Origin of the sequence: Paracidovorax wautersii (assembly GCF_900113035.1) — a bacterium.
Classification (GTDB): domain Bacteria; phylum Pseudomonadota; class Gammaproteobacteria; order Burkholderiales; family Burkholderiaceae_C; genus Paracidovorax; species Paracidovorax wautersii.
In genome coordinates this window covers 1-22,186 of the sequence record NZ_FONX01000025.1, presented here as the reverse complement: position 1 = coordinate 22,186, position 22,186 = coordinate 1, and the positions used below count along the sequence as shown (strand labels likewise).

Annotated in this window: 20 protein-coding genes and 1 tRNA gene; 4 read left to right on the top strand and 17 right to left on the bottom strand. The window is 66.1% G+C overall.

All coding sequences use genetic code 11. From position 1 onward, the window contains the following. Positions 1 to 22 precede the first annotated feature (22 nt). The 3 genes from argJ to BM070_RS22830 form a co-directional block, all read right to left on the bottom strand. Positions 23 to 1,252: a bifunctional glutamate N-acetyltransferase/amino-acid acetyltransferase ArgJ gene (argJ, locus tag BM070_RS22840; protein WP_092942334.1), complete on the bottom strand. Its 1,230-nt coding sequence runs from the start codon at positions 1,250 to 1,252 to the stop codon at positions 23 to 25. Positions 1,253 to 1,403: 151 nt separating this feature from the next. After that, complete coding sequence (gene secA, locus BM070_RS22835) at positions 1,404 to 4,166, bottom strand: preprotein translocase subunit SecA (protein ID WP_092942331.1); 2,763 nt, start codon at positions 4,164 to 4,166, stop codon at positions 1,404 to 1,406. A gap of 136 nt (positions 4,167 to 4,302) precedes the next feature. Further along, positions 4,303 to 5,283, bottom strand: coding sequence for a M23 family metallopeptidase (locus BM070_RS22830; RefSeq protein ID WP_175518586.1), 981 nt, complete (start codon positions 5,281 to 5,283; stop codon positions 4,303 to 4,305). 32 nt (positions 5,284 to 5,315) lie between these two features. Here BM070_RS22830 and BM070_RS22825 point away from each other — a divergent pair, with 32 nt between their 5' ends. Further along, the gene (locus tag BM070_RS22825; protein WP_092942325.1) at positions 5,316 to 5,615 is read left to right on the top strand and encodes a hypothetical protein; all 300 of its coding nucleotides are present in this window, start codon (positions 5,316 to 5,318) and stop codon (positions 5,613 to 5,615) included. A 58-nt stretch (positions 5,616 to 5,673) separates the two neighbouring features. On the opposite strand, the gene BM070_RS22820 is transcribed toward BM070_RS22825, so the two are convergent. The 6 genes from BM070_RS22820 to petA all read right to left on the bottom strand — a co-directional run bounded on the left by BM070_RS22820 (position 5,674) and on the right by petA (position 9,935). Beyond that, a tRNA-Thr gene (locus tag BM070_RS22820) sits at positions 5,674 to 5,749 on the bottom strand. An 89-nt stretch (positions 5,750 to 5,838) separates the two neighbouring features. Further along, on the bottom strand, positions 5,839 to 6,369 hold the full coding sequence (locus tag BM070_RS22815; protein WP_245785343.1) for a ClpXP protease specificity-enhancing factor: 531 nt from the start codon (positions 6,367 to 6,369) through the stop codon (positions 5,839 to 5,841). 43 nt (positions 6,370 to 6,412) lie between these two features. After that, positions 6,413 to 7,024 (bottom strand): glutathione S-transferase N-terminal domain-containing protein, encoded by a 612-nt coding sequence (locus tag BM070_RS22810; protein WP_092942319.1) that lies wholly within the window; start codon positions 7,022 to 7,024, stop codon positions 6,413 to 6,415. Between the two features lie 95 nt (positions 7,025 to 7,119). Continuing rightward, positions 7,120 to 7,875, bottom strand: a complete 756-nt coding sequence (locus BM070_RS22805; protein ID WP_092942316.1) for a cytochrome c1 — start codon at positions 7,873 to 7,875, stop codon at positions 7,120 to 7,122. Positions 7,876 to 7,906: 31 nt separating this feature from the next. Further along, positions 7,907 to 9,325 (bottom strand): cytochrome b, encoded by a 1,419-nt coding sequence (locus tag BM070_RS22800; protein WP_092942313.1) that lies wholly within the window; start codon positions 9,323 to 9,325, stop codon positions 7,907 to 7,909. A gap of 10 nt (positions 9,326 to 9,335) precedes the next feature. After that, positions 9,336 to 9,935 carry a ubiquinol-cytochrome c reductase iron-sulfur subunit gene (petA, locus tag BM070_RS22795; RefSeq protein WP_092942310.1) on the bottom strand — a complete coding sequence of 200 codons (600 nt, stop codon included), beginning with the start codon at positions 9,933 to 9,935 and terminating at the stop codon, positions 9,336 to 9,338. Positions 9,936 to 10,071: 136 nt separating this feature from the next. On the opposite strand from petA, the gene mscL reads away from it, so the two are divergent. Beyond that, positions 10,072 to 10,509, top strand: coding sequence for a large conductance mechanosensitive channel protein MscL (gene mscL / locus BM070_RS22790; protein WP_092942307.1), 438 nt, complete (start codon positions 10,072 to 10,074; stop codon positions 10,507 to 10,509). A 66-nt stretch (positions 10,510 to 10,575) separates the two neighbouring features. Here the strand turns inward: mscL and pdxA are convergent, their stop codons facing one another. The 3 genes from pdxA to BM070_RS22775 all read right to left on the bottom strand — a co-directional run bounded on the left by pdxA (position 10,576) and on the right by BM070_RS22775 (position 13,889). Further along, a complete protein-coding gene (gene pdxA, locus BM070_RS22785) occupies positions 10,576 to 11,640 on the bottom strand; it encodes a 4-hydroxythreonine-4-phosphate dehydrogenase PdxA (protein WP_092942304.1) in 1,065 nt (354 codons plus the stop codon). Between the two features lie 86 nt (positions 11,641 to 11,726). Beyond that, positions 11,727 to 12,518, bottom strand: coding sequence for a Nif3-like dinuclear metal center hexameric protein (locus BM070_RS22780; RefSeq protein WP_092942301.1), 792 nt, complete (start codon positions 12,516 to 12,518; stop codon positions 11,727 to 11,729). Between the two features lie 51 nt (positions 12,519 to 12,569). Further along, positions 12,570 to 13,889 (bottom strand): MFS transporter, encoded by a 1,320-nt coding sequence (locus BM070_RS22775; RefSeq protein WP_092942298.1) that lies wholly within the window; start codon positions 13,887 to 13,889, stop codon positions 12,570 to 12,572. Between the two features lie 381 nt (positions 13,890 to 14,270). Between BM070_RS22775 and BM070_RS22770 the strand changes: the two genes are divergently transcribed. Further along, positions 14,271 to 15,413 carry a S1C family serine protease gene (locus BM070_RS22770; RefSeq protein ID WP_092942295.1) on the top strand — a complete coding sequence of 381 codons (1,143 nt, stop codon included), beginning with the start codon at positions 14,271 to 14,273 and terminating at the stop codon, positions 15,411 to 15,413. A 128-nt stretch (positions 15,414 to 15,541) separates the two neighbouring features. Here BM070_RS22770 and BM070_RS22765 read toward each other — a convergent pair whose 3' ends face one another. From BM070_RS22765 to BM070_RS22745, 5 genes are all read right to left on the bottom strand, one after another. Further along, positions 15,542 to 17,251: a PepSY-associated TM helix domain-containing protein gene (locus BM070_RS22765; protein WP_092942292.1), complete on the bottom strand. Its 1,710-nt coding sequence runs from the start codon at positions 17,249 to 17,251 to the stop codon at positions 15,542 to 15,544. A 10-nt stretch (positions 17,252 to 17,261) separates the two neighbouring features. Further along, a complete protein-coding gene (locus BM070_RS22760) occupies positions 17,262 to 17,528 on the bottom strand; it encodes an iron uptake protein (protein WP_245785341.1) in 267 nt (88 codons plus the stop codon). A 50-nt stretch (positions 17,529 to 17,578) separates the two neighbouring features. Then, positions 17,579 to 20,068, bottom strand: a complete 2,490-nt coding sequence (locus BM070_RS22755; RefSeq protein ID WP_092942289.1) for a TonB-dependent receptor — start codon at positions 20,066 to 20,068, stop codon at positions 17,579 to 17,581. Between the two features lie 68 nt (positions 20,069 to 20,136). Further along, the gene (locus tag BM070_RS22750) at positions 20,137 to 21,333 is read right to left on the bottom strand and encodes a FecR family protein (RefSeq protein WP_175518585.1); all 1,197 of its coding nucleotides are present in this window, start codon (positions 21,331 to 21,333) and stop codon (positions 20,137 to 20,139) included. 61 nt (positions 21,334 to 21,394) lie between these two features. Then, complete coding sequence (locus BM070_RS22745) at positions 21,395 to 21,841, bottom strand: RNA polymerase sigma factor (RefSeq protein WP_245785340.1); 447 nt, start codon at positions 21,839 to 21,841, stop codon at positions 21,395 to 21,397. A gap of 92 nt (positions 21,842 to 21,933) precedes the next feature. On the opposite strand from BM070_RS22745, the gene BM070_RS22740 reads away from it, so the two are divergent. After that, on the top strand, positions 21,934 to 22,186 hold a 253-nt coding region (locus BM070_RS22740; protein ID WP_139222912.1), incomplete at its 3' end, for a transposase.

Genomic DNA, 22,186 nt, shown 5'->3' with positions numbered 1-22,186 from the left:
CGCTGCGGGCCCCTGCCCCGCTTCACGAGCGGTAGTCGGCGTTGATGGTGACGTAGTCGTGGCTCAGGTCGCAGGTCCACACGGTGTCGGCCGCATCGCCGCGGCCCAGCACCACGCGCACCGTGATCTCGCTTTGCTTCATCACGCGCTGGCCGTCTTCCTCGCGGTAGTCGGGGTTGCGGCCGCCCTGGACGGCCACGTGCACGTCGTCCAGGAAGAGGTCGATGCCGGTCTGGTCCAGATCGTCAATGCCGGCATAGCCCACGGCCGCCAGGATGCGGCCCAGGTTCGGGTCGCTGGCGAAGAAGGCCGTCTTGACGAGAGGCGAATGGGCGATGGCATAGGCCACCTTGCGGCATTCGTCGCCGGTGCGGCCGCCTTCGACGCGCACGGTGATGAACTTGGTCGCACCCTCGCCATCGCGCACGATGGCCTGGGCCAGCTGCTGCGCCACGGCCAGCAGGGCCTGCTTCAGGGCCGCGCCGTCTGCGCTGTCCAGCGACGCGACGGGCGCATTGCCGGCCTTGTGCGTGGCCACCAGCATGAAGGAATCGTTGGTGGAGGTATCGCCGTCGATGGTCACGCGGTTGAACGACTGGTCGGCCAGCTCGCGCACCAGCGGCTGCACCAGCTCCGGCGCGATGGCCGCGTCGGTGGCCAGGAAGCCCAGCATGGTCGCCATGTTCGGGCGGATCATGCCGGCGCCCTTGGAGATGCCGGTGATGGTCACGGTCTTACCGCCCAGCTGCAGCTGGCGGCTGAAGGCCTTGGGCAGCGTGTCGGTGGTCATGATGCCTTCGGCGGCGCGGCCCCAGTGGGCGGGCTGCGCATCGGCCAGGGCGGCGGGCAGCGCGGCGGCGATGCGCTCGGTCGGCAGCGGCTCCATGATGACGCCGGTGGAGAACGGCAGGATCTGCTCGGGCGCGAAGCCCAGCTGGCCGGCCAGCGCCGCGCAGGTGGAACGCGCGCGCTGCAGGCCGTCGGCGCCGGTGCCGGCATTGGCGTTGCCGGTGTTGATGACCATGGCGCGGATCGCCTGGCCGCCCTGCAGGTGCTCGCGGCAGACCTGCACGGGCGCGGCGCAGAAGCGGTTCTGCGTGAACACGCCGGCCACCGTGGCGCCTTCGTCCAGCAGGAAGACGGTCAGATCCTTGCGGTTGGCCTTGCGCACGCCGGCTTCGGCAACGCCGATGCGCACGCCGGCGACGGGGTGCAGTTCAGAAGCCACGGGGGCGGAGAGATTTACGGGCATGGGAGGGTTTCCTTGGCGAAGAAGCCGTCGATTATCAGAAAAATGGATGTCCGGAAACGACAACACGGGCCATGGCCCGTGTCGTGTGTTGCGTCAGTCGTTCAAGGCCGCCGTCCGATGACGCACCGGGTGCGGGGCCTCGGTTGACCGCTCAGGCCAGCTTGCCGTGGCAATGCTTGTACTTCTTGCCGCTGCCGCAGGGGCAGGGGTCGTTGCGGCCCACGCGCACGCCGCCGGCCTGGGCATCGTCGTCCGTGCGCACGGTGTGCTCGTCCACCACGGTCTCGACTTCGCCGGTCTCGGTGGGGGCGGTGTAGGTCACGTTGGCGATGTTCTCGCCGCGGCTTTCCAGCGCCTCGGCGGCTTCGTCCAGCTGGGCACTGGTCTGCACCTGCACCGTCATCAGCACCTTGGTCACTTCGTTCTTGACCTGGTCGATGAGCTGGCGGAAGAGCTCGAACGCCTCGCGCTTGTATTCCTGCTTGGGCTGCTTCTGCGCATAGCCGCGCAGGTGGATGCCCTGGCGCAGGTAGTCGAGCGCGCTCAGGTGGTCGCGCCAGTTGGTGTCGAAGCTCTGCAGCAGCACCATGCGCTCGAACTGCGTGAAGTTGGCTTCGCCGACCAGGGCCAGCTTGGCGGCGAAGGATTCGCGCGCAGCGGCCAGCACCTTTTCGAGGATCTCGTCATCGGTGATGGCGTCGGCGCCTTCGACTTCCTGCTGCAGGGGCAGGGAGAGCTGCCAGTCGTCGTTCAGCACGCGCTCGAGCGTGGGCAGGTCCCACTGCTCTTCCACCGACTCGGCCGGCACGTACTGGCGCACCAGGTCGGTCAGGCAGTCGTCGCGCATGGCCTCGATCAGGCCGGAGAGTTCGGCCGCATCCAGGATCTCGTTGCGCTGCTGGTAGATCACCTTGCGCTGGTCGTTCGAGACGTCGTCGTATTCCAGCAGCTGCTTGCGGATGTCGAAGTTGCGCGCTTCCACCTTGCGCTGCGCGGATTCGATGCTGCGCGTGACGATGCCGGCCTCGATGGCCTCGCCGTCGGGCATCTTCAGGCGGTCCATGATGGACTTGACCCGGTCGCCCGCGAAGATGCGCATCAGCGCATCGTCCAGGCTCAGGTAGAAGCGGGACGAGCCCGGATCGCCCTGGCGGCCCGAACGGCCGCGCAGCTGGTTGTCGATACGGCGCGATTCATGGCGCTCGGTGGCGATGATGCGCAGGCCGCCCAGTTCGCGCACCTTCTCGTGGTCGCGCTTCCACTGCTCGCGCAGCTCGGCCACGCGGGCCTGCCTGGTGGCCTCGTCCAGCGACTCGTCCTGCTCGATGGCGGACAGGTCCTTCTCGATGTTGCCGCCCAGCACGATGTCGGTGCCGCGGCCCGCCATGTTGGTGGCGATGGTGATCATGCCGGCGCGGCCGGCCTGGGCCACGATGTCGGCCTCGCGGGCGTGCTGCTTGGCGTTCAGCACCTGGTGCGGCAGGCCTTCCTTGTTGAGCAGCTGGTCGATGATCTCGGAGTTCTCGATCGACGTGGTGCCCACCAGCACGGGCTGGCCGCGCTCGTGGCATTCGCGGATGTCCTTGATCGCCGCTTCGTACTTCTCGCGGGTGGTCTTGTACACGCGGTCGAGCTGGTCGTCGCGCTTGCTCGGGCGGTTGGGCGGGATCACCACGGTTTCCAGGCCGTAGATTTCCTGGAATTCGTAGGCCTCGGTGTCGGCCGTGCCCGTCATGCCGGCCAGCTTGCCGTAGAGGCGGAAATAGTTCTGGAAGGTGATCGAGGCCAGCGTCTGGTTCTCGGCCTGGATCTCCACTTTTTCCTTGGCTTCCACGGCCTGGTGCAGGCCTTCGCTCCAGCGGCGGCCGGCCATGAGGCGGCCGGTGAATTCGTCCACGATGACGATCTCGCCGTTCTGCACCACGTAATGCTGGTCGCGGTGGTAGAGGTGGTTGGCCCGCAGCGCCGCATACAGGTGGTGCATCAGCGAGATGTTGGCCGGGTCGTAGAGCGAAGCGCCTTCGGCGATGAGGCCGCGGCTGGCCAGCAGGCGCTCGGCGGTTTCGTGGCCCTGCTCGGTCAGGAACACCTGGCGGCTCTTCTCGTCGATGGTGAAGTCGCCGGGCTTGGTGACGCCTTCGCCCGTGCGCGGATCGGCTTCGCCTTCCTGGCGCACCAGCGCCGGCACCACGTCGTTCATCGCCAGGTACATCGGCGTGTGGTCTTCGGCCTGGCCGCTGATGATGAGCGGAGTGCGGGCCTCGTCGATCAGGATGGAGTCCACCTCGTCGACGATGGCGAAATTGAGCACCTTCTGCACGCGGTCCTTGGCCTCATAGACCATGTTGTCGCGCAGGTAGTCGAAGCCGTATTCGTTGTTCGTGCCGTAGGTGATGTCGGCGGCGTAGGCCGCCTGCTTTTCCTCGCGCGGCATGTTCGGCAGGTTGATGCCCACCGTGAGGCCGAGGAAGTTGTAGAGCCGGCCCATCCACTGCGCATCGCGATTGGCGAGATAGTCGTTCACCGTGACCACGTGCACGCCCTTGCCCGAGAGGGCGTTCAGGTACACGGGCAGGGTGGCGGTCAGCGTCTTGCCTTCGCCGGTGCGCATTTCGGCGATCTTGCCGAAGTGCAGCGCCATGCCGCCCAGCATCTGGACGTCGAAGTGGCGCATCTTCATGATGCGCTTGGAGCCTTCGCGCACGACGGCGAAGGCCTCGGGCAGCAGGTCGTCGAGCGACTCGCCACGGGCGGCGCGCTCCTTGAATTCCTGCGTCTTCGCGCGCAGTGCATCGTCACTCAGCTTCTCGTACTCCGGCTCCATCGCATTGATGCGCGCGACCGTCTTGCGATATTGCTTGAGCAGCCGGTCGTTGCGGCTGCCGAATAATTTGGTGAGGAAGTTGGTGGCCATGCGAACAGGACCGCACTGCGCGCCGGGGTGGCGGCAGGGCGACCAGAATCCCTAAGAAGAAGTGAGTTCAGGTGAAGGCGCCGCCGAGGTTTGCAAGTGCTTGCGCAGCCGGGCGGCAGACATCCGGAGACCGATTTTACCTGCCAGCCGCAGGCCGGGCGCCCGGGCGGGCGCCAAGCTGCGCCGCGGCGACCGCCGTGCCCGCACCCGGGCCGCCGGCGACGAGGAATTTCTGCGGGTCCTGCGGAACGCCCTGCACCAGCACCTCGAAGTGCAGGTGGGGGCCGGTCGAACGGCCGCTGGTGCCCACGTTGGCGATCTTCTGGCCGCGCTTGACCAGATCGCCGCGCTTCACCCACACCCTGGAGGCGTGGGCGTAGCGGGTGACCAGCTGGTTGCCATGATCGATCTCGATCATGTTGCCGTAGGCCGGGTGGTATTCCTGAGTGACCACCACGCCGCCGGCGGCCGCCAGGATCGGCGTGCCGGTATCGGCGGGGAAATCCAGCCCCGTGTGCAGGGCAGACTGGCCGGTCAGCGGGTCGATGCGCCAGCCGAACGGCGAGCCGGTCGGCCGGTCGGGCACCGGGGCCTGGGTGGGGATCATGCGTTTGCGGACCTGCTGGTCGAAGAGGCGCGACTCGACCACGGTCATGAGATCGACGCGCTGGTCGGTGAGCTTCGCCAGGTCGTCCAGCGTCTTTTGCAGCTCCATCATGCTCAAGGGGCGGCCCGACACCAGCGCACCGCCCTGCCCCGGCGGCTTGGTGGCGCTCACCGGCGGCATGCCGGCCAGGCCCATCACGCGGTCGCCGAGCGATTCCAGCTGCATGACGCGCGCCTGCATCTCGCCCACCTTGCGGGCCATGGCATCGAGATTGGCGCGCACGAAGCGCTCCTGCTCCGCCGAGTCGCCACCGCTGCCGACCTGCTGGGCCAGCGGGCCGATCACCGGCCAGCCCTCGCGCGCGCCGCGCACGAAGATCCAGTGGTACATCGCCGCCGCCAAAATCATCAGGATGAAGGCCGCCAGCAGCGCCGCCATGACCAGCTGCAGGCCGGAGAGATGTATCGCCCGGCTGCGGGCCAGCCGGGCGTCCGTAATAATCACATGCACTCAGTAGCCTCCGCGCCTGCCGGCGCCATGCCATGTCCCGTCGTCACCACGCCATCACGCTGCAACAGGCCACTCAGGATTCACCCACGCTGTCCGCGCTGACGTCGCTCACGCGGGACTCCAGCGCCAGGCTGCGGGCGATCGAAAAACTGATTCCTCCGGGACTGCGGCCCCATCTGCAGGCAGGCCCCATCGATGGTGCGTCCTGGTGCCTGCTGGTTCGCGGCAATGCTGCGGCGGCCAAGGTGCGGCAATTGCTGCCGGCCTTCGAGGCTCACCTGCGCACTAAGGGGTGGGAGGTTAACGCCATCCGCCTGAAAATTCAAACCTGAACCCGGCAAGGTCCAGGTGCTTCGCACGGGGGCGAACGGCGGCGGAGGGACGGGAAATTGGTGCCGATTGTCGGGATCGAACTGACGACCTACCGCTTACAAGGCGGTTGCTCTACCAACTGAGCTAAATCGGCGAAGGCTGCATTCTAGCCGCGCAGGCGATGCAGCCTGAAGAAGAGGAATGAGGGACGAGCAGGCACGCGAGGGGCCCGCCCGCCGCCCATCATTTGACGCGCTTGAGCGCCGGGCGCGAGCCGCCGCCTGCGGGTGGGCGGGGGGGCTCGGTGCCTCCAGGCTCGCCTTCGCCGGCCGATTCGGGCGTCACGAGCTGGACCACCCGGTCGGCGGAAGGCTCGGGCGCTTCCGCCGGGGACGGCGGCGCCGAAGCGGCAGACAGCGCGGAGCTGGCCGAAGGCCCGTCCACCAGCGCATCGACCGGCGGCGGGAACGCCATGCCCTGCCCGTTCTCACGGGCGTAGATGGCGATCACGCGCCCCACCGGCACCATGATGTCGCGGGGCTTGCCGCCGAAGCGCGCCTTGAACTCGATGAAGTCGTTGCCGAGCTGCAGCGCGCTGGTGGCGTCGTAGCTGATGTTCAGCACGATCTCGCCATCCTTCACGTATTCGCGCGGCACCTGGACGGAGTCGTCCACGCGCACGGCGACATAGGGCGTAAAGCCATTGTCGGTACACCACTCGTAGAGCGCCCGGATCAGGTACGGGCGCGTGGAAGTGGAGTCCTGGGCATTCATCATGTCTGCGAGATACGGGAAAAGAAGTGGCTGAAGGCGCGAATTACTTGCGCATGACCTTTTCGGAGGGCGTGAGCGCTTCGATGTAGGCCGGGCGCGAGAAGATGCGCTCGGCGTACTTCAGCAGCGGGGCAGCGTTCTTGGACAGGTCGATGCCGTAGTAGTCCAGGCGCCAGAGCAGCGGCGCGATGGCCACGTCCAGCATGGAGAAGTTCTCGCCCAGCATGTACTTGTTCTTCAGGAACACGGGAGCCAGCTGCGTCAGGCGGTCGCGGATGTGGGCGCGGGCCTTTTCCAGCGCCTTCTCGTTGCCCTTGGTGGCACGGGATTCGAGGCTGTTGACGTGCACGAAGAGTTCCTTCTCGAAGTTGAGCAGGAACAGGCGCACGCGGGCACGGTCCACCGGGTCGCCGGGCATCAGCTGGGGATGGGGGAAGCGCTCGTCGATGTACTCGTTGATGATGTTCGACTCGTACAGGATCAGGTCGCGCTCGACCAGGATGGGCACCTGGCCGTAGGGGTTCATCACGCTGATGTCTTCGGGCTTGTTGTACAGGTCCACATCGCGGATTTCGAAGTCCATGCCCTTTTCGAACAGAACGAAACGGCAGCGATGGGAGAAGGGGCAGGTCGTACCCGAATAAAGCACCATCATGGTGAGAAGCTCCTAAAAATCAAAAGAGTGGGCGCTGTCGCGCCCACTCTGTAAAAGCGTGTCCACGCCCGAAAGCGCGGCAAAGAGTCTAGCGGTTACTTGACGTCTTTCCAGAAGGCCGCATTGAGCCTCCAGGCGATGACCGTGAAAACGCCCAGGAATATCAGTACCCAGACGCCCACGCGAACCCGCGTATTTTGCGCTGGCTCCCCCATCCACTGCAGATAGTTGACGAGATCACCCACGGCTTGGTCGTACTGCAGGGGCGACATGGTACCAGCCGTGATCTGCTCCCACCCCTTGAAGACCTGGATCGGGTGGCCGTGGCTTTGCTGTTCCTCGAAAATCGGGCGGCGATCGCCCTGCAATTGCCACAGCACATGGGGCATGCCCACGTTCGGGAAAGCCAGATTATTCCAGCCGGTCGCCTTGGTGTCGTCGCGGTAGAAAGTGCGCAGGAAGGTGTAGAGATAGTCCGCGCCCGTGCCGCCGTGGCCGGCGCGCGAGCGGGCGATCACGGTGAGGTCGGGCGGGTTGCCGCCGAACCATTCCTTGGCTTGGCGCGGGTCGATCGCGGACTTCATGGTCTCGCCCACCTTGTCGGTGGTGAACAGCAGGTTGTCCTTGATCTGCTGCTCGGTCAGGCCGATGTCCTGCAGGCGGTTGTAGCGCATGAAGGCCGCGGAGTGGCAGTTCAGGCAGTAGTTGACGAACAGCTTGGCGCCGTTCTGCAGCGATGCGGTGTCGTTGGTGCGGTTGGGCGCCTTGTCCCAGGCGATGCCGCCTTCGGCCGCCTGCGCGCCCGAGAGCAGGCCCAGTGCGGCGATCAGCGTGAGGATGATTTTTTTCATGGCGATGTTTCTTCGAGCAGGGTGCGCGCGCTCAATGCGGGGTGAAGGTCACCCGGTCAGGCACCGGCTTGGGCGTGCCCAGGCGGCTCCACCATGGCATGAGCAGGAAGAAGCCAAAGTAGAACAGGGTTCCGACCTGCGACACGCGCTCGCCGATCGGCGAAGGCGGCTGCACGCCCAGGTAGGCCAGCGCCACGAAGTTGACCACGAACACCGCGTAGAGATATTTGTGCCAGTCCGGACGATAGCGGATGGACTTCACCGGGCTCATGTCCAGCCAGGGCAGGAAGAACAGGATGATCACCGCGCCGCCCATCACCACCACGCCCCAGAACTTGGCGTCGATGGAGAGCATGAGCACCACCGCCACGGCCGCCACCACGACCAGCGCGCCCTTGATGAAGCCGGCCAGCCGGCTGCGGACCACCGCCAGCCCCACGGCCAGCACCACGCAGGCGATGAGCGCATACATCATCTCGCTGGTGATGGCGCGCAGCATCGAATAGAACGGCGTGAAGTACCAGACGGGCGCGATGTGGGCCGGCGTCTTCAGCGGGTCGGCCGGGATGAAGTTGTTGTATTCGAGGAAGTAGCCGCCGAACTCGGGCGCGAAGAAGATCACGGCCGAGAAGATGAACAGGAACACGCACACGCCGAAGATGTCGTGCACGGTGTAGTAGGGATGGAAGGGAATGCCGTCCAGCGGGTGGCCGTGCTCGTCCTTGGGGGCGTTCGGACCCTTGATCTCGATGCCGTCGGGGTTGTTGGAGCCCACGTCGTGCAGCGCCAGCAGGTGGGCCACCACCAGGCCCAGCAGGACCAGCGGCACGGCGATCACGTGGAAGCTGAAGAAGCGGTTGAGCGTGGCGTCACCCACCACGTAGTCGCCGCGGATCAGCAGCGCGAGGTCGGGGCCGACGAAGGGAATGGCGGCGAACAGGTTCACGATCACCTGGGCGCCCCAGTACGACATCTGGCCCCAGGGCAGCAGGTAGCCCATGAAGGCCTCGGCCATCAGGCACAGGAAGATGGCGCAGCCGAAGATCCAGACCAGCTCGCGCGGCTTGCGGTAGGAGCCGTAGAGCAGGCCGCGGAACATGTGCAGATAGACCACCACGAAGAACGCCGAGGCGCCCGTGGAATGCATGTAGCGGATCAGCCAGCCCCAGGGCACGTCGCGCATGATGTATTCGACGGACTCGAACGCCTTGGTGGCGTCGGGCTTGTAGTGCATCACCAGGAAGATGCCGGTGACGATCTGGATCACCAGCACCAGCAGGGCCAGCGAGCCGAAGATGTACCAGAAGTTGAAGTTCTTCGGAGCGTAGTACTCCGACATGTGCACCCGGTAGGCATCGAAGGCCGTGGGGAAGCGGTTCTCGAGCCAGTTGACGGCCTTGGCGCCCGTGGAGGCGTTGGGCGAGATGTCCTTGAATTCGCGGTAAGCCATGGGTTGCTCCTCAGGCCTTCTTGTCTTCACCGATCAGGAGCTTGGTCTCCGACAGGTACATGTGGGGAGGAACTTCCAGGTTGTCGGGAGCGGGCTTGTTCTTGAAGACGCGGCCGGCCATGTCGAACGTGGAACCATGGCAGGGGCAGAGAAAGCCGCCCTTCCAGTCGTCGGGCAGCGAGGGCTGCGCGCCGGGCGTGAACTTGTCGGAGGGCGAGCAGCCCAGGTGCGAGCAGATGCCCACCGCGACCAGCACCTCGGGCTTGATGGAGCGGGCCTCGTTGCGCGCATAGGGCGGAGTGAGCTCGGCGGGCTTGCGCTCGGACTTCGGGTCGGCGAGCTGCGGATCGAGCGAGGGCAGCGCAGCCAGCTGCTCGGGCGTGCGGCGCACGATCCAGACCGGCTTGCCGCGCCACTCCACGGTGATCTTCTCGCCGGGCTTGAGCGCGGAGATATCCACCTCGACGGGGGCCCCCGCGGCCTTGGCACGCTCCGAAGGCTGGAAGGTGCTCACGAACGGAACGGCTGTCGCCACGCCGCCCACCGCGCCAGCGCATCCGGACGCGATCAACCACGTCCGTTTGCTGGAGTCGATTGGAGTTTCACTCATGGGGTCCTCGATCTACATCGCCTTTGGGGCTAACCTCGAAAATTCTAGCGGAGCGAATATGGTGATTCCATTGGGGGACACCCCGTTAGGGCAGCCGATACTTCAGTGTTTTCATCTATATCAAAGGAGTGGGGAAATGGGCATCGCACAAGAGTTCAAAGAGTTCGCCGTCAAAGGCAATGTGATAGACCTTGCCGTGGGCGTCATCATCGGTGGCGCTTTCGGGAAGATCGTGGATTCGGTCGTGAGCGACCTCATCATGCCGGTGGTGGGCCTGGTATTTGGCCGGCTCGATTTCTCGAATCTGTTTCTGGTGCTCGGCGCCGTTCCTCCCGGAACGGCGAGTACGCTGGACGCGCTGAAAAAGGCGGGCGTGCCCGTGCTGGCCTACGGCAATTTCATTACCGTGGCGGTGAACTTCCTGATCCTGGCGTTCATCATTTTCATGATGGTCAAGCAGATCAACCGCCTCAAGCGCCAGACACCCGCGCCCGCACCGGCAGCGCCGGCCGCACCGCCGGAAGACATCGTGCTGCTGCGCGAGATCCGCGACAGCCTGAACCGGCCGCGCTGAACGCCGCGCGCACCTGAAAGCAAAACGGCCCGCTCGACGCGGGCCGTTTTGCTGGGCGCCTCGATGTCAGTCCGGCAGCGACGACAGCTGCCGCGCCATGCGCAACGCCTCGATCAGGCTGGACGCATCGGCCACGCCCTGTCCCGCGATGTCGAAGGCCGTGCCGTGGTCCGGGCTGGTGCGCACCAGCGGCAGGCCCAGCGTCACGTTCACGCCCTTGTCCACACCCAGGTACTTGACCGGGATCAGCCCCTGGTCGTGGTACATGGCCAGCACCACATCGAATTCGCCCGGGCGCTGCGGCGTGCTGCGCGCGCGCATGAAGACCGTGTCGGGCGCGAAGGGGCCGCGCGCATCGATGCCTTCGGCCTGCGCGGCGCGGATCGCCGGGGCGATGGTGTCGATCTCCTCGCGGCCGAAGAGGCCGCCCTCGCCCGCATGCGGATTGAGCCCCGCCACGCCGATGCGCGGCGCCCGGCCCAGGCTGCGCGAGAGCGCGGCGTGGGTGATGCGCAGCGCGGCCAGCACGTTGCCCTGCGTGACGGCGGCCAGCGCGTCGCGCAGCGACACGTGGATGCTGACAAGCACGGTGCGCAGCTCGTCGCTGGCCAGCATCATGCGTACCGGCATCTCGGCCAGCGGCACGCCGGCATGCTGCGCGGCTTCGGCCTGCAGCAGTTCGGTATGGCCGGGAAAGGCGATGCCGGCGGCGGACAAGGCCTCCTTGTGCAGCGGCGCCGTGACCAGGGCCGCCACCTCGCCCCGCAGCGCGGCACGCGCCGCCCAGACCACGCAGTCGGCCGCGGCCTGCCCGGCTGCGGCGCTGATCCGGCCGAAGGCCGGCGGCTCGGGCGGCAGGCCCGGCAGCTGCAGCACCGGCACGCAGCGCGGCGGCACGGCGAGCGCCTGCCCAGCCGCGGCGATCGTGGCGACGGGCAGCATGGTGTCGCCTGCGCGCAGGATGCAGCCGCCGGCACGGCGCTGCACGGCGACGTCGCCCACGACGAAGCAGCCCCGCAGCGCATCGGGCGCATCGCGGAAGGCCCGGGCGATGATTTCGGGGCCGATGCCGGCGGCATCGCCCTGGGTGATGGCGATGGGCCGCAGCGCGGCGGGGGGGCTGGAACTCATGCGGGCCTCGGAAAGAAAGTCATCAAAACAGCCTCCAGCGCTTATTCAATAAGCGTATTCAGCTATCAATTCAATAGCAAACCCATTCAGGCGGGGTTATCGATATCGATGAACACATGCTCCAGCGAGAACTGCTCCGCCACCCGCGCCGCCACGGCGGGCGCGCCATAGCGCTCGGTGGCGTGGTGGCCGGCCGCGATGAAGGCCACGCCGGTTTCGCGCGCGATGTGCGCCTGGGGCTCGGAAATCTCGCCGGTGATGAAGGCATCGGCGCCCGTGGCGATGGCCGCCTCGAAATAGCCCTGCGCCCCGCCGGTGCACCAGGCCACCCGCGTGATCGGGCGCGGCTCGGCCTGCACCAGCGTCACCGGGCGGCCCAGCGCGGCCTCCACGTGGCGTGCCAGGGCCTGCGCGTCGGCGAAGCGGGCGGTGCCGGCCAGGCCCAGCTCCTGCTCGCCGAAACGGACATCGGACGTGAGGCCCAGCACGCGGCCGAGCTGCGCGTTGTTGCCCAGCTCGGCATGGGCATCGAGCGGCAGGTGGTAGGCGAAGAGATTGATGTCGTGGGCCAGCAGGCGCTGCAGGCGCTGCTTCATCCAGCCGGTGACGCGGCCGTCCTGCCCGCGCCAGAAGAGGCCATGGTGGACGAAGATGGCGTCGGCGCGCTGCTCGATGGCGGCGTCGATCAGCGCCCGGCTGGCCGTCACGCCGCTCACGAGGCGCTTGATCTGCGCCCGGCCCTCGACCTGCAGGCCGTTGGGGCCGTAGTCCTTGAAGCGCTCGGGCTGCAGCAGCGCGTCGAAGGCGCGCTGCAGGTCCTGCCGGGCGACGCCGGGATGGGCGCCGGTCGGCGAAGAGGAAAAGGCAGGCTGGGTCATGGCCGGAATTGTGGCAGGCCCAGGCGCCTTCTCAGGCGTTCGCGCGGGGGCTCAGGCCTTCGCAGGCTGCCAGCCGCGCGAGGCCAGCGGCACGAAGCCCAGCACGAAGCCCAGCACGCCCATGGCCGCCACGTAGTGGGCGTTGGCCAGCGCGTCGTGCTGCTGCCACAGCGTGATCAGGATGGGCGTGATGCCGCCGAACACGGCATAGGCCATGTTGTAGGAGAAGGACAGGCCGGTGAAGCGCACTTCCGGCGGGAAGGCGCGCACGCCCACGATGGGCAGCAGCGAGATGGAGCCGACGAAGAAGCCGATCAGGCCGTAGTTGAAGACCAGCGACGCGGGCGTACCCGGCAGCTGGGTGTAGAACCAGTAGCTGCTCAGCGTCAGGCCGCCCCAGCCCAGGAGCATGACCGGACGCGTGCCGAAGCGGTCCGTGGCCCAGCCGACGACGACGCAGCCGATGGTGAGCGTGAGCGTGGCGACGGCGTTGGCTTCCAGCGCCAGCGTGGCCGGGATCTGGAACACCTTCTGCAGGTAGGTGGGCGTGATCAGCACGACGACGACCACCGCGGTGGACAGCACCCAGGTCATCAGCGCCACCAGCACCATGGCGCCCTTGTGGTCGCGCAGCACGGTCTTGACGGGCAGCTCGCGCGCCACGGCGCGGCGCGCGGCCAGCTCCTGGAACACGGGCGTTTCGTGCAGGAAGCGGCGCAGGTATACCGACACCAGGCCGAACACGCCGCCCAGGATGAACGGAATGCGCCAGGCGAATTCGCGCACTTCGGCCGGCGCATAGCTGCGGTTGATGGCGATCGCCACCAGCGAGCCCAGCAGGATGCCGCCCGTGATGCCGGCCGTGAGCGTGCCCACGCCCAGGCCGTAGCGGCTCTTGGGCACGTGCTCGGCCACGAACACCCAGGCGCCGGGCATTTCGCCGCCGATGGCAGCACCCTGCAGCACGCGCATGGCCAGCAGCAGCAGCGGCGCCGCCACGCCGATGCTGGCGTAGGTAGGCAAGAGGCCGATGACCAGCGTGGGCACGGCCATCAGGAAGATGGACAGCGTGAACATGCGCTTGCGCCCCAGCTTGTCGCCGAAGTGCGCGATCACGATGCCGCCCAGCGGGCGTGCCAGGTAGCCGGCGGCGAAGATGCCGAAGGTCTGCAGCTGGCGCAGCCAGTCGGGCATGTCGGCGGGGAAGAACAGCCCGCTCAGCACCGCAGCGAAGAAGACGTAGATGACGAAGTCGTAGAACTCCAGCGTGCCGCCCAGGGCGGACAGGCCCAGGGTCTGGTAGTCCTTGCGGGTGAGCTGGCGGGCAGGAGCGGCATCCGCCAGGGACGGCGCCGGGGATTGAGAGGTCATGGACAAGACGTTCCTAAAAGCAGGCAGCCAGGGCTGCCACGAACCAAGGGCGGCGCCAGCCTCGCGCCATGGGATGGGGCGCGTGGCCGTCGTTCGGCAGGCGTTCCGGATCGGGGATGCTGGGCAGGCGCGCTTCCGGCGGATGGCCGGAAGGCAGAAGGCGAACGAAAATGCAGGAGCCGTTACAGTGGGCAACATTCTAGAGGTTTACCCTTGGCACCCATCGGCCGGCGGGCCGCAGGCCCTGTCCGTGCGCGGGCATGCGCGGCGGAGGAAGCGGCGCAGCGACAATGACCGCAGCGTGCGCCACCGCCCGGCCAGCGCCCCGCCCTCTCCCACCTGTTCACGTCGAGTCGCCCTCGCCGTTTTTCCTGCTCCAACATGAAGCGTATCTGGCTGCTGTTTTCCCAGACCGTGACGGTTCTCGTCGCGGCCTATTTCGTCGTCTCCACCCTGCAGCCCGGCTGGGTCCGCAGCGGCGCAACGCGCAGCAGCGCCGGCGTCTCGCTGGTGGAAGCCCCCGCCGCACCCGAGGCGCCGGCGGCAGCGGGCGGCAGCTTCCGCGCCGCGGCGCGCAAGGCCGCGCCTGCCGTGGTCAGCATCAACACCAGCAAGGCCGTGAGCACGCCGCGCAGCAACGACCCCTGGTTCCAGTTCTTCTTCGGCGACCAGGGCGCGCAGCAGGCGCAGACGGGCCTGGGCAGCGGCGTCATCATCAGCACCGACGGCTACATCCTGACCAACAACCACGTGGTCGAAGGCGCCGACGAGATCGAGGTGACGCTCACCGACAACCGCCGCGCCCGCGCCCGCGTGATCGGCACCGACCCCGACACGGATCTGGCCGTGCTGAAGATCGACCTGGACAAGCTGCCGATCATCGTGCTGGGCCAGTCCGACCAGCTGGCCGTGGGCGACCAGGTGCTGGCCATCGGCAACCCCTTCGGCGTGGGCCAGACGGTCACCAGCGGCATCGTCTCGGCACTGGGCCGCAGCCAGCTGGGCATCAACATCTTCGAGAACTTCATCCAGACCGACGCGGCCATCAACCCCGGCAATTCGGGCGGCGCGCTGGTGGACGTGAACGGCAACCTGATGGGCATCAACACGGCGATCTACTCGCGCTCGGGCGGCAGCATGGGCATCGGCTTCGCCATTCCCGTCTCCACGGCCAAGATGGTGCTCGACGGCATCGTCAAGGACGGCCAGGTCACGCGCGGCTGGATCGGCGTGGAGCCGAACGAACTCTCTCCCGAGCTCGCCGCCACCTTCGGCGTGAAAGCCACCGAGGGCGTGATCATCACCGGCGTGCTGCAGGCCGGCCCCGCCGCGCAAGCCGGCGTGCGCCCCGGCGACGTGATCGTGGAAGTGGACGGCAAGCCCACCCAGACCGTCTCGGCGCTGCTGACGACGGTGGCCGCCCTGCGCCCCGGCACGGCGGCGCCCTTCGTGCTGCAGCGCGGCGATACGCGCATCGAAGTGCAGGTGGTGCCCGGCACGCGGCCCCGCCCGCAACGACGCTGAGCGGCTCTCGCTTCTTTGCCCTTATCGCCCGAACGACCCGTGCCGGCAGGACGCGATGAAGCAGCGTGGATGGGCGCTGCATCGCAGGCCTTGTCAGCTGCCCGGCAGCCTGCGCAGCACCATGACGATCACGCTCTGTGCGAGCGCGGCGGCCAGTCAGGCGGGTTTACGTGTGAATCGCCACTGCGCGCCGGGCCTTCCCCCTTGCCCTGGCTGCGCGCCGCGAGCTTGCGCGCACTCCAAGCAGCCACCATCGCGGTCGACAGCAAAAAGAGGTCCACGCCGGCCACTGGCCAATAGCCCGCCCCCAGCGTCCGAACGATATGGTCACCTGTGGTGAACCAGTTCAGCAGCACGGCCAGCGCCGCCATGACAGAAACGGCCCAACACTGCTCGCGCCACGCGGGGTTCATGCCCCCTTGAGCCACCGGTCCGCTGCGCAAGAAGGCATGTCCCATGGCTAGCACCCATCCCAGCCAGAAGAGGTACTTTTCGAGGTCACCTCTGGGTAGCCAACCGGCTGGCAAGGTATTGGGCAACAGGCGGTTGGCGATCAGCATGCCCAGCGTGGCGATCAGCATGCCGGCCACGACAGTGACGGCCAGGGCATCCACGATGCGGCTTCCGTGACGGCCCGCCCTGGCGTGCTGTTTCTTCCGCTTTTCCACGAAGAAAATGAAACCCGTGGCGATGCACGCACAGCCCATCAAGCCACCGAACAGGTACAGCCAGCGCAGCAGCCAGTGGCGGAAGTGCTGCAGGTGCAGTCCGGTCAAGAAATTGGCAACCCCGCCCACGGCGGTTTGCGGCGGGTCTTCGCGCAACACCTCTCCGGTGCTGGCCTTGAAGTGGATACCTTCGCTCACGCTGGCGATGCGATCGGTCCCGGCGCGGAAGACACTCACATAACCATTGGCGTCGCCGACATGGGTGAGGCTAAGCAAGCCCACCTCACCCGCCATACCTTTCGCGGCCCAGCGGCGCTGCGCTTCGGCCACCATCGCGTCCACCGAAGCCATGGGCGCGGCCACGCCCGCACGGTCGCGCGGCAGCCCCGTCTGCTGCTCCTCGAGCGTCTCATGCAACTCGTGCAGCGGATAGAGCTGGGTCTGCGTTACCGGGAAATAGGTGCTCGCGAAGATCAGTAAGCCTGTCAGAGCAAAGAAGAAGTGGAAGGGCAGTGCCAACACGCCGGTCATGTTGTGCAGGTCGAGCACGCTGCGCTGGGTATTCTTTGCGGGCCGGAAGGTGAAGAACTCGCGAAAGAATTTGCGATGCATCACGACGCCCGAGATCAACGCCACCAGCATCACCAGCCCTGCGGACCCCACGATCCACATGCCGGTTTCTCTCCGGTAGAAGGTGAGGTTGTAATGCAGCGGAAAGAAGAACTGACTGCCGATCTTCAGCTGGTCATCTGGAAACACCTTGCCGCTGCGCGGATCGATGGTGCGGCTGCCGAAGACGGCGTCTTCCACGATCGCATTGGGGGTCTTCCATCCAGCAGACACAGTGAGCACCGGATCACGATGGGTAACGAACGCACTCCAGAAGTCAGGAGTCCCCCAGTGCGTGGGCAAGGGCTTGGTTACCAACCGCTGCGCCTCGTCCAGGCTTGCCCTGTCGGGCTGGATGCCCTCGGACACCGGGCGCAGCATCCTGTCGAAAGAGGGCATGGGCTGCGGCGCAAAGCGCGAGGCGGGGATCGCCCAGCGGTCGATCTCACGGTCGAACACCGAAAGCGAGCCGAAGAAGAACGCGACGATAAGCACGAAACCCAGCACGAGGCCGAACCATGTGTGCACCCAGGTCGCGGCTTGGCGGAAGCTCTGGAACATGCCTCTCTCCTCAGGTCAAGCGCATCTGAATCAGTGAGGCGACAACGGCCATCAGCGCTCCGCCGCCCACCGTCACCGCGCCCACTCGCCAGAGGCTGCGGGCCGCGAAGGCCCACAGAAACACAGCGGGATAGATGAGGAGTGCCAAGATTGACCCCAGCGTCTCCCCGTCGTGCAACTCCGCGTCCAGGGGAAAGGTCAGCGCCGCGCAAAGGGCGATCAATCCCCAGCAGAAGGCGTAGCCGCCGAAGATCGCCAGCAGGGTACGGGCGGCCAAGGCTACATAGTTGCGGCGGTTGAGGGCACTTGTTCGCATAGACAGCACCGTCAGAAGTCAATCGCAGCGGAAAGACGATACGTGCGCGGCGCGCCCACGGATACCGTACCGTTGAAAAAGACGCCTTGCCAGTACTTTCTGTTGAACACATTGTCCACGCCGGCACGGAACACGACGGGCTTGCCGCCGATCTTGGTCGCGTACCGCCCGCCCAGATCCAGGATCGTCCACGACGGCAGCTTCAGCGAGTTGGCGATGTCCACGTCCTGTGCACTGGTGTAAGTCACGCGCCCGCTCACCGCCAGGCCTGCCAGGCCCGGCACGTCCCAATCCAGGCCCAGGTTGGCGGCCCACGGCGGTGAACCGGCCGCCGTATTGCCATCCTGAAGGCCGTCTTGCGTTTTGGTCAGCTTGGCTTGCAGATAAGTCAGCCCGCCCAACATGCGCAGACCCTTTGTCAACTCGCCAAAGGTCGCCCATTCGATGCCCCTGTTCCGTTGCTCGCCGTTCAGGCGCAGCGTCGGCAACGGAGAAGTGCTGTTGTCGGCGATCGTGCTGGGCTGTTTGATCTGAAACACGCTAATCGTGTTCGTGAAGCGGCCTGTTTGCAGCTTGGCGCCCACCTCGACCTGCTTGGTCTTGAAAGGAGGAAAGACGTCGCCGGCGTTCTGGTACATCTCACCGACTGTCGCGCCCTGCGACAGCCCCTGGATGACGTTGGCGTAGAGCGAGAGATCGTCTGTCGGTTTGAGCACCAGGCCGACCATCGGCGTCCAGGCACTGGCGTCGTACGCCCCGGTCACGGCACCGGTCTCGTCGAAATTTGTCGCTTTCACGTTCTGCCGCCGTACACCAAGGGTCAGCAGCAAGCGGTCGTCCATGAAACCCAGCGTGTCAGCGAGGGCCACGCCGCTGAGGGTGGTTTCCGACCCTCTCGGTACATAGGCCGGGGCAACAGCCCAGTTGACGATGCGCGCGGGCCTGTAGATGTTGGTCGGCTGGTCGAACGAGCCGAAGGTCGCCGCACTGCCGTTGTCCCGGTTCAGGTACGACGTGCTCAAGGCCACGGCGTGGCTGACCGTCCCGGTCTGGAACCGGCCTCGGAGGCCCATTTCGGCGCTTTTTGTCCTGTTGAACGAGGGCCAGTCATCGGTCGCCAGAACCGCATCCCCATTGGCCTGCACGTTGTTGACAAATGCAAAAGCGGGCCCTCGGGACTTGTCCCGCTGTACGCCAAACTTGGCGTAGCCGGTCCAGCGGTCGCTGAAATCGTATTCACCACCCAGGATGACCGCTTCCGTCGTTTCCTGAGACTGGGGGGCGCCCCGATACAAGTTGGTTCGGGCGCTGGGTGCGGCGGGCATGGACCTCAGCCAACTGGGCGTGCCGTCCCAGTTGCTGACGACCGCGCTTAGGCTTCCCCCGCCACGCTGCTTCTCTTGCAAGCGATAAGCGTCCAGCGTCATGCGCAAGCGCTCGCCACGATAGTCCAGCGCCAAGGCACCGAGATTGCCCTGATTCTTTGCGCCATCGATATAGATGTCGCCCTCTTTGTAACGACCATTGAAACGCAGGCCCCATTCATTGTTGGCACCAAAGCGGCGACCTGTGTCCACCTGGGCCCTGAGCAAGGCATCCGATTCCACACCTAGCGTCAGGCGTGTCAGGGGTACGTCCCCCGCTCGCTTCGGGACGAGGTTGACAGAACCGCCTACCGTGCCACCGGGCGACATGCCGTAGAGCAATGCGCCAGGCCCTTTGAGGACCTCCACTCTTTCGGCGAACTCAACTGAGAGGTCGCCATTGCCTGGCGCCATGCCATACAGACCGTCGAAGGTCACCGAGTCGGCGCTGAGGCCGAAGCCGCGAATGTTGAAGTTCGATGCGGACAGATTCGCCGTGGGCGCTGTTTGTCGAACTCCCGGGTCGTTCTTCAAGACTTCCAGCACGGTCGAGGCTTGCTGGTCCTCGATCAGTTGGGCTGTGTAACTCGTTGTGCTGAAGGGCGTGTCCATCACATCGGCATTGCCCAGCATGCCCAAGCGACCTCCGCGGGCAACCTGTCCGCCGGCGTAGGCTAGCGGCAGGCCATCGGCACGCTCGGCCTGACCCGTTACCAAAACCTCTGCCAAAGAGGCCCCTGCACCCGCAGGTCGAGGCGGTGCCGCCTTGATGACGATGGCATTGCCCTCCTGCGTGCCAACCAGCCCGCTGCCTGCCAACAGGCGATCCAGGGCCTGACTGGGCGTCAGTGCGCCCGAGATGGCCGGGGCGATCTTGCCGGCCACTAGCGCCGGGGGAAACATCAGTTGCAGACCGGCCTGGCGCGACAGTTCGTTGAGCGCCTGACCCAGCGGCTGCGCCGCGATAGCGATGGACGTCGGCAAGCGGGCGGGCTGGGCCTGAACGGTGGTCCCGGCAGTCAGCAATGCCGACAGGGCCAGGAGAGCGAGGGCGAGACTCGGTTGCCGCATGAATGCAATCTCCAGGAAGTAGTCAAAATAAGAATCACTACCAATGGAGTCGGATGGGGCGGCCAAACCCTCATGTTCCGATGCAAAAAGTCTGAAAGTTCTTTCAGGACCGTCGAACCCGGCGCAGGTTGTGTTCAGCGCAGGCCGACGATCTCCACCACGCCGTTTCGCCGCTCCAGCCGCACCGGCAACAGGGAAGGAAGCGCCTGCGCGAACGTGCCGATCTGCCGCACGTCGAAGCTGCCGCCGAGGCGAAGCGCACCCACGGCGGGGTCGCGCACGATCAGTCCCGTATCTCCATACCGCTCCATTTCCGCCAGAGCTGCGGCGAGCGGGGTGTCGTTGAAACTGATGCGGCCATTGCGCCAGCCCGCAACGCTGCCTGGCGGAACGCTGATGGCAGCCTGCAGGCGGCCAGTTTCGTCCGCCGTCACGCCCTGCCCAGCGCCCAATTCGACGCGGCCTTCGGCGTCGTGCGCTTCCGCCTTGCCCGACACGTCCATGCGGCTTACGCGGACGCGGCCGGATTCAACGGCCACCACCGTCTTGCCGGCGTCCAGGCCTGAGAGGGTATGCCGCACAGAGAACCGGGTGCCGACGACCGTGACACGCACTGAACCAGTCAGCACGTCGAAAGGATGCGTTGGGTCCGCATGGACGACGAACAGGGCTTGGCCCTCGGCCAGTCGCACCTCCCGGCGCTCACGGTACAGCCGCACTTCGGCTTGCGTGGCCGCGTCTAGCTGCAGGGAACTACCGTCGGGAAGCTGAATGTCGAGGCGCTGCCCCCGCTCAGTGGCATAGTTTTTGGTAAAGGTGGGCTGGCTCCGCCAGTGATCCCAGCCGATCCAGCTTGCACTGACCAGCGCTACGGCGGCCACCGCAGTGGCCGCCTGCGGGAATAGTCGCCACAGGCCGCTCGTCCAACTCCGGCGCTCGGACGAGACATGCTCGGTCGGCCGAGCGCCTAGGCCGGCCGCAGACCTGGTGCTGCGGGCAAGGGCCACCGGCGACTGCCGAGGCGGATCCGCAGTGGGTAGCTCGCGGTCCAAACCGCTCTTCAACGACCGGATCTCGTTGTCCGGCAGCTCACGCACAGGCGCGAAACTTCTTGCCATCTCTTCGTAGGCAGCCCCGTGTTCTGGGTCAGCGCGCAGCCAGCGCTGAAATTCGGCCTCGGACGCTGCGCCGTGGGCTTCGGCGCGGCGGGTGGCCCAGAGCGCGGCCTGCATCCACATCGGGTCTTGCTTCGCTGCATAGTCTTGGAAGTCGCGCGCATCGGCTGCGTCCTGCGTCGCCCTATCGTCGGGAATTGATGCGTGCTGTTTCATCGGTTCTCGCAGGTGTTGTCGCACGACGCCGCCACTCTCTCCCGCCTGAGCATCAGCACACTCATGGCGCATCGAGGTCGCGCGTCTGTGGGGAGACGCATAGAAGCAGGCGCTGACAGTTACGACACTCCAGCCGGCCGCGCGCAATGTGCTTTTCGACCATGCTGACAGACGTGCCCATGCGCTCGGCGATCCGCGCGTACGGCAGGCCGTCGAATACGTGGAGGATGAACGCTTCTCGACAGCGCGGCGGCAGAGCCTCGATGGTGGCGACGTAAGCCTGGATGGCCTGAGCTGAATTCAGCAGAGCGTCCGGCTGCAAATGCTCGGAAATGACCGGCTGGTCCACCTCTGCGACCATGCCCAGGTCATCGTGATTGCGCAGCAGCTCGCGCCGATGCTGGTCCACCATGACATGGCGGGCAGTTTGGTAGAGCAAGGCGCGCGGCTCGCTGATCGGCACGCTGGAGCGCTGAATCGCCAGAACGCGTGCGTAGCTCTCCTGCACGACCTCAACCGCCGGAGGCTGTGTGAAAACCCTCTCGCGGCCTGCCGAGTGCGCCAGTAAAGTCTGGCGACATATTGAACACCGAGATCAATATGCCCAGATACATCGAGGGACAGAACCGGCATCAGGTCACATTGCTGCCAGAGAGCCTGGATGACTTCATTGCACAGGACAACACGGTTCGAATCGTTGATGCCTTCATCAACGAGCTGGACCTGGTGGCTCTGGGGTTCCATGGTGCAACACCGGCTGCAACCGGCAGGCCCTCGTACCATCCCGCAGTGCTCCTGAAGCTGTATCTCTACGGCTACCTCAACCGCATCCAGTCCAGTCGCCGGCTGGAGC

Excerpts from the sequence above, each read along its gene's own strand:
- argJ (WP_092942334.1), bottom strand. The coding sequence starts at position 1,252 with ATGCCCGTAAATCTCTCCGCCCCCGTGGCTTCTGAACTGCACCCCGTC.
- secA (WP_092942331.1), bottom strand. The coding sequence starts at position 4,166 with ATGGCCACCAACTTCCTCACCAAATTATTCGGCAGCCGCAACGACCGG.
- BM070_RS22825 (WP_092942325.1), top strand. The coding sequence starts at position 5,316 with ATGTCCCGTCGTCACCACGCCATCACGCTGCAACAGGCCACTCAGGAT.
- BM070_RS22815 (WP_245785343.1), bottom strand. The coding sequence starts at position 6,369 with ATGAATGCCCAGGACTCCACTTCCACGCGCCCGTACCTGATCCGGGCG.
- BM070_RS22810 (WP_092942319.1), bottom strand. The coding sequence starts at position 7,024 with ATGATGGTGCTTTATTCGGGTACGACCTGCCCCTTCTCCCATCGCTGC.
- BM070_RS22805 (WP_092942316.1), bottom strand. The coding sequence starts at position 7,875 with ATGAAAAAAATCATCCTCACGCTGATCGCCGCACTGGGCCTGCTCTCG.
- BM070_RS22800 (WP_092942313.1), bottom strand. The coding sequence starts at position 9,325 with ATGGCTTACCGCGAATTCAAGGACATCTCGCCCAACGCCTCCACGGGC.
- petA (WP_092942310.1), bottom strand. The coding sequence starts at position 9,935 with ATGAGTGAAACTCCAATCGACTCCAGCAAACGGACGTGGTTGATCGCG.
- mscL (WP_092942307.1), top strand. The coding sequence starts at position 10,072 with ATGGGCATCGCACAAGAGTTCAAAGAGTTCGCCGTCAAAGGCAATGTG.
- pdxA (WP_092942304.1), bottom strand. The coding sequence starts at position 11,640 with ATGAGTTCCAGCCCCCCCGCCGCGCTGCGGCCCATCGCCATCACCCAG.
- BM070_RS22780 (WP_092942301.1), bottom strand. The coding sequence starts at position 12,518 with ATGACCCAGCCTGCCTTTTCCTCTTCGCCGACCGGCGCCCATCCCGGC.
- BM070_RS22775 (WP_092942298.1), bottom strand. The coding sequence starts at position 13,889 with ATGACCTCTCAATCCCCGGCGCCGTCCCTGGCGGATGCCGCTCCTGCC.
- BM070_RS22770 (WP_092942295.1), top strand. The coding sequence starts at position 14,271 with ATGAAGCGTATCTGGCTGCTGTTTTCCCAGACCGTGACGGTTCTCGTC.
- BM070_RS22765 (WP_092942292.1), bottom strand. The coding sequence starts at position 17,251 with ATGTTCCAGAGCTTCCGCCAAGCCGCGACCTGGGTGCACACATGGTTC.
- BM070_RS22750 (WP_175518585.1), bottom strand. The coding sequence starts at position 21,333 with ATGAAACAGCACGCATCAATTCCCGACGATAGGGCGACGCAGGACGCA.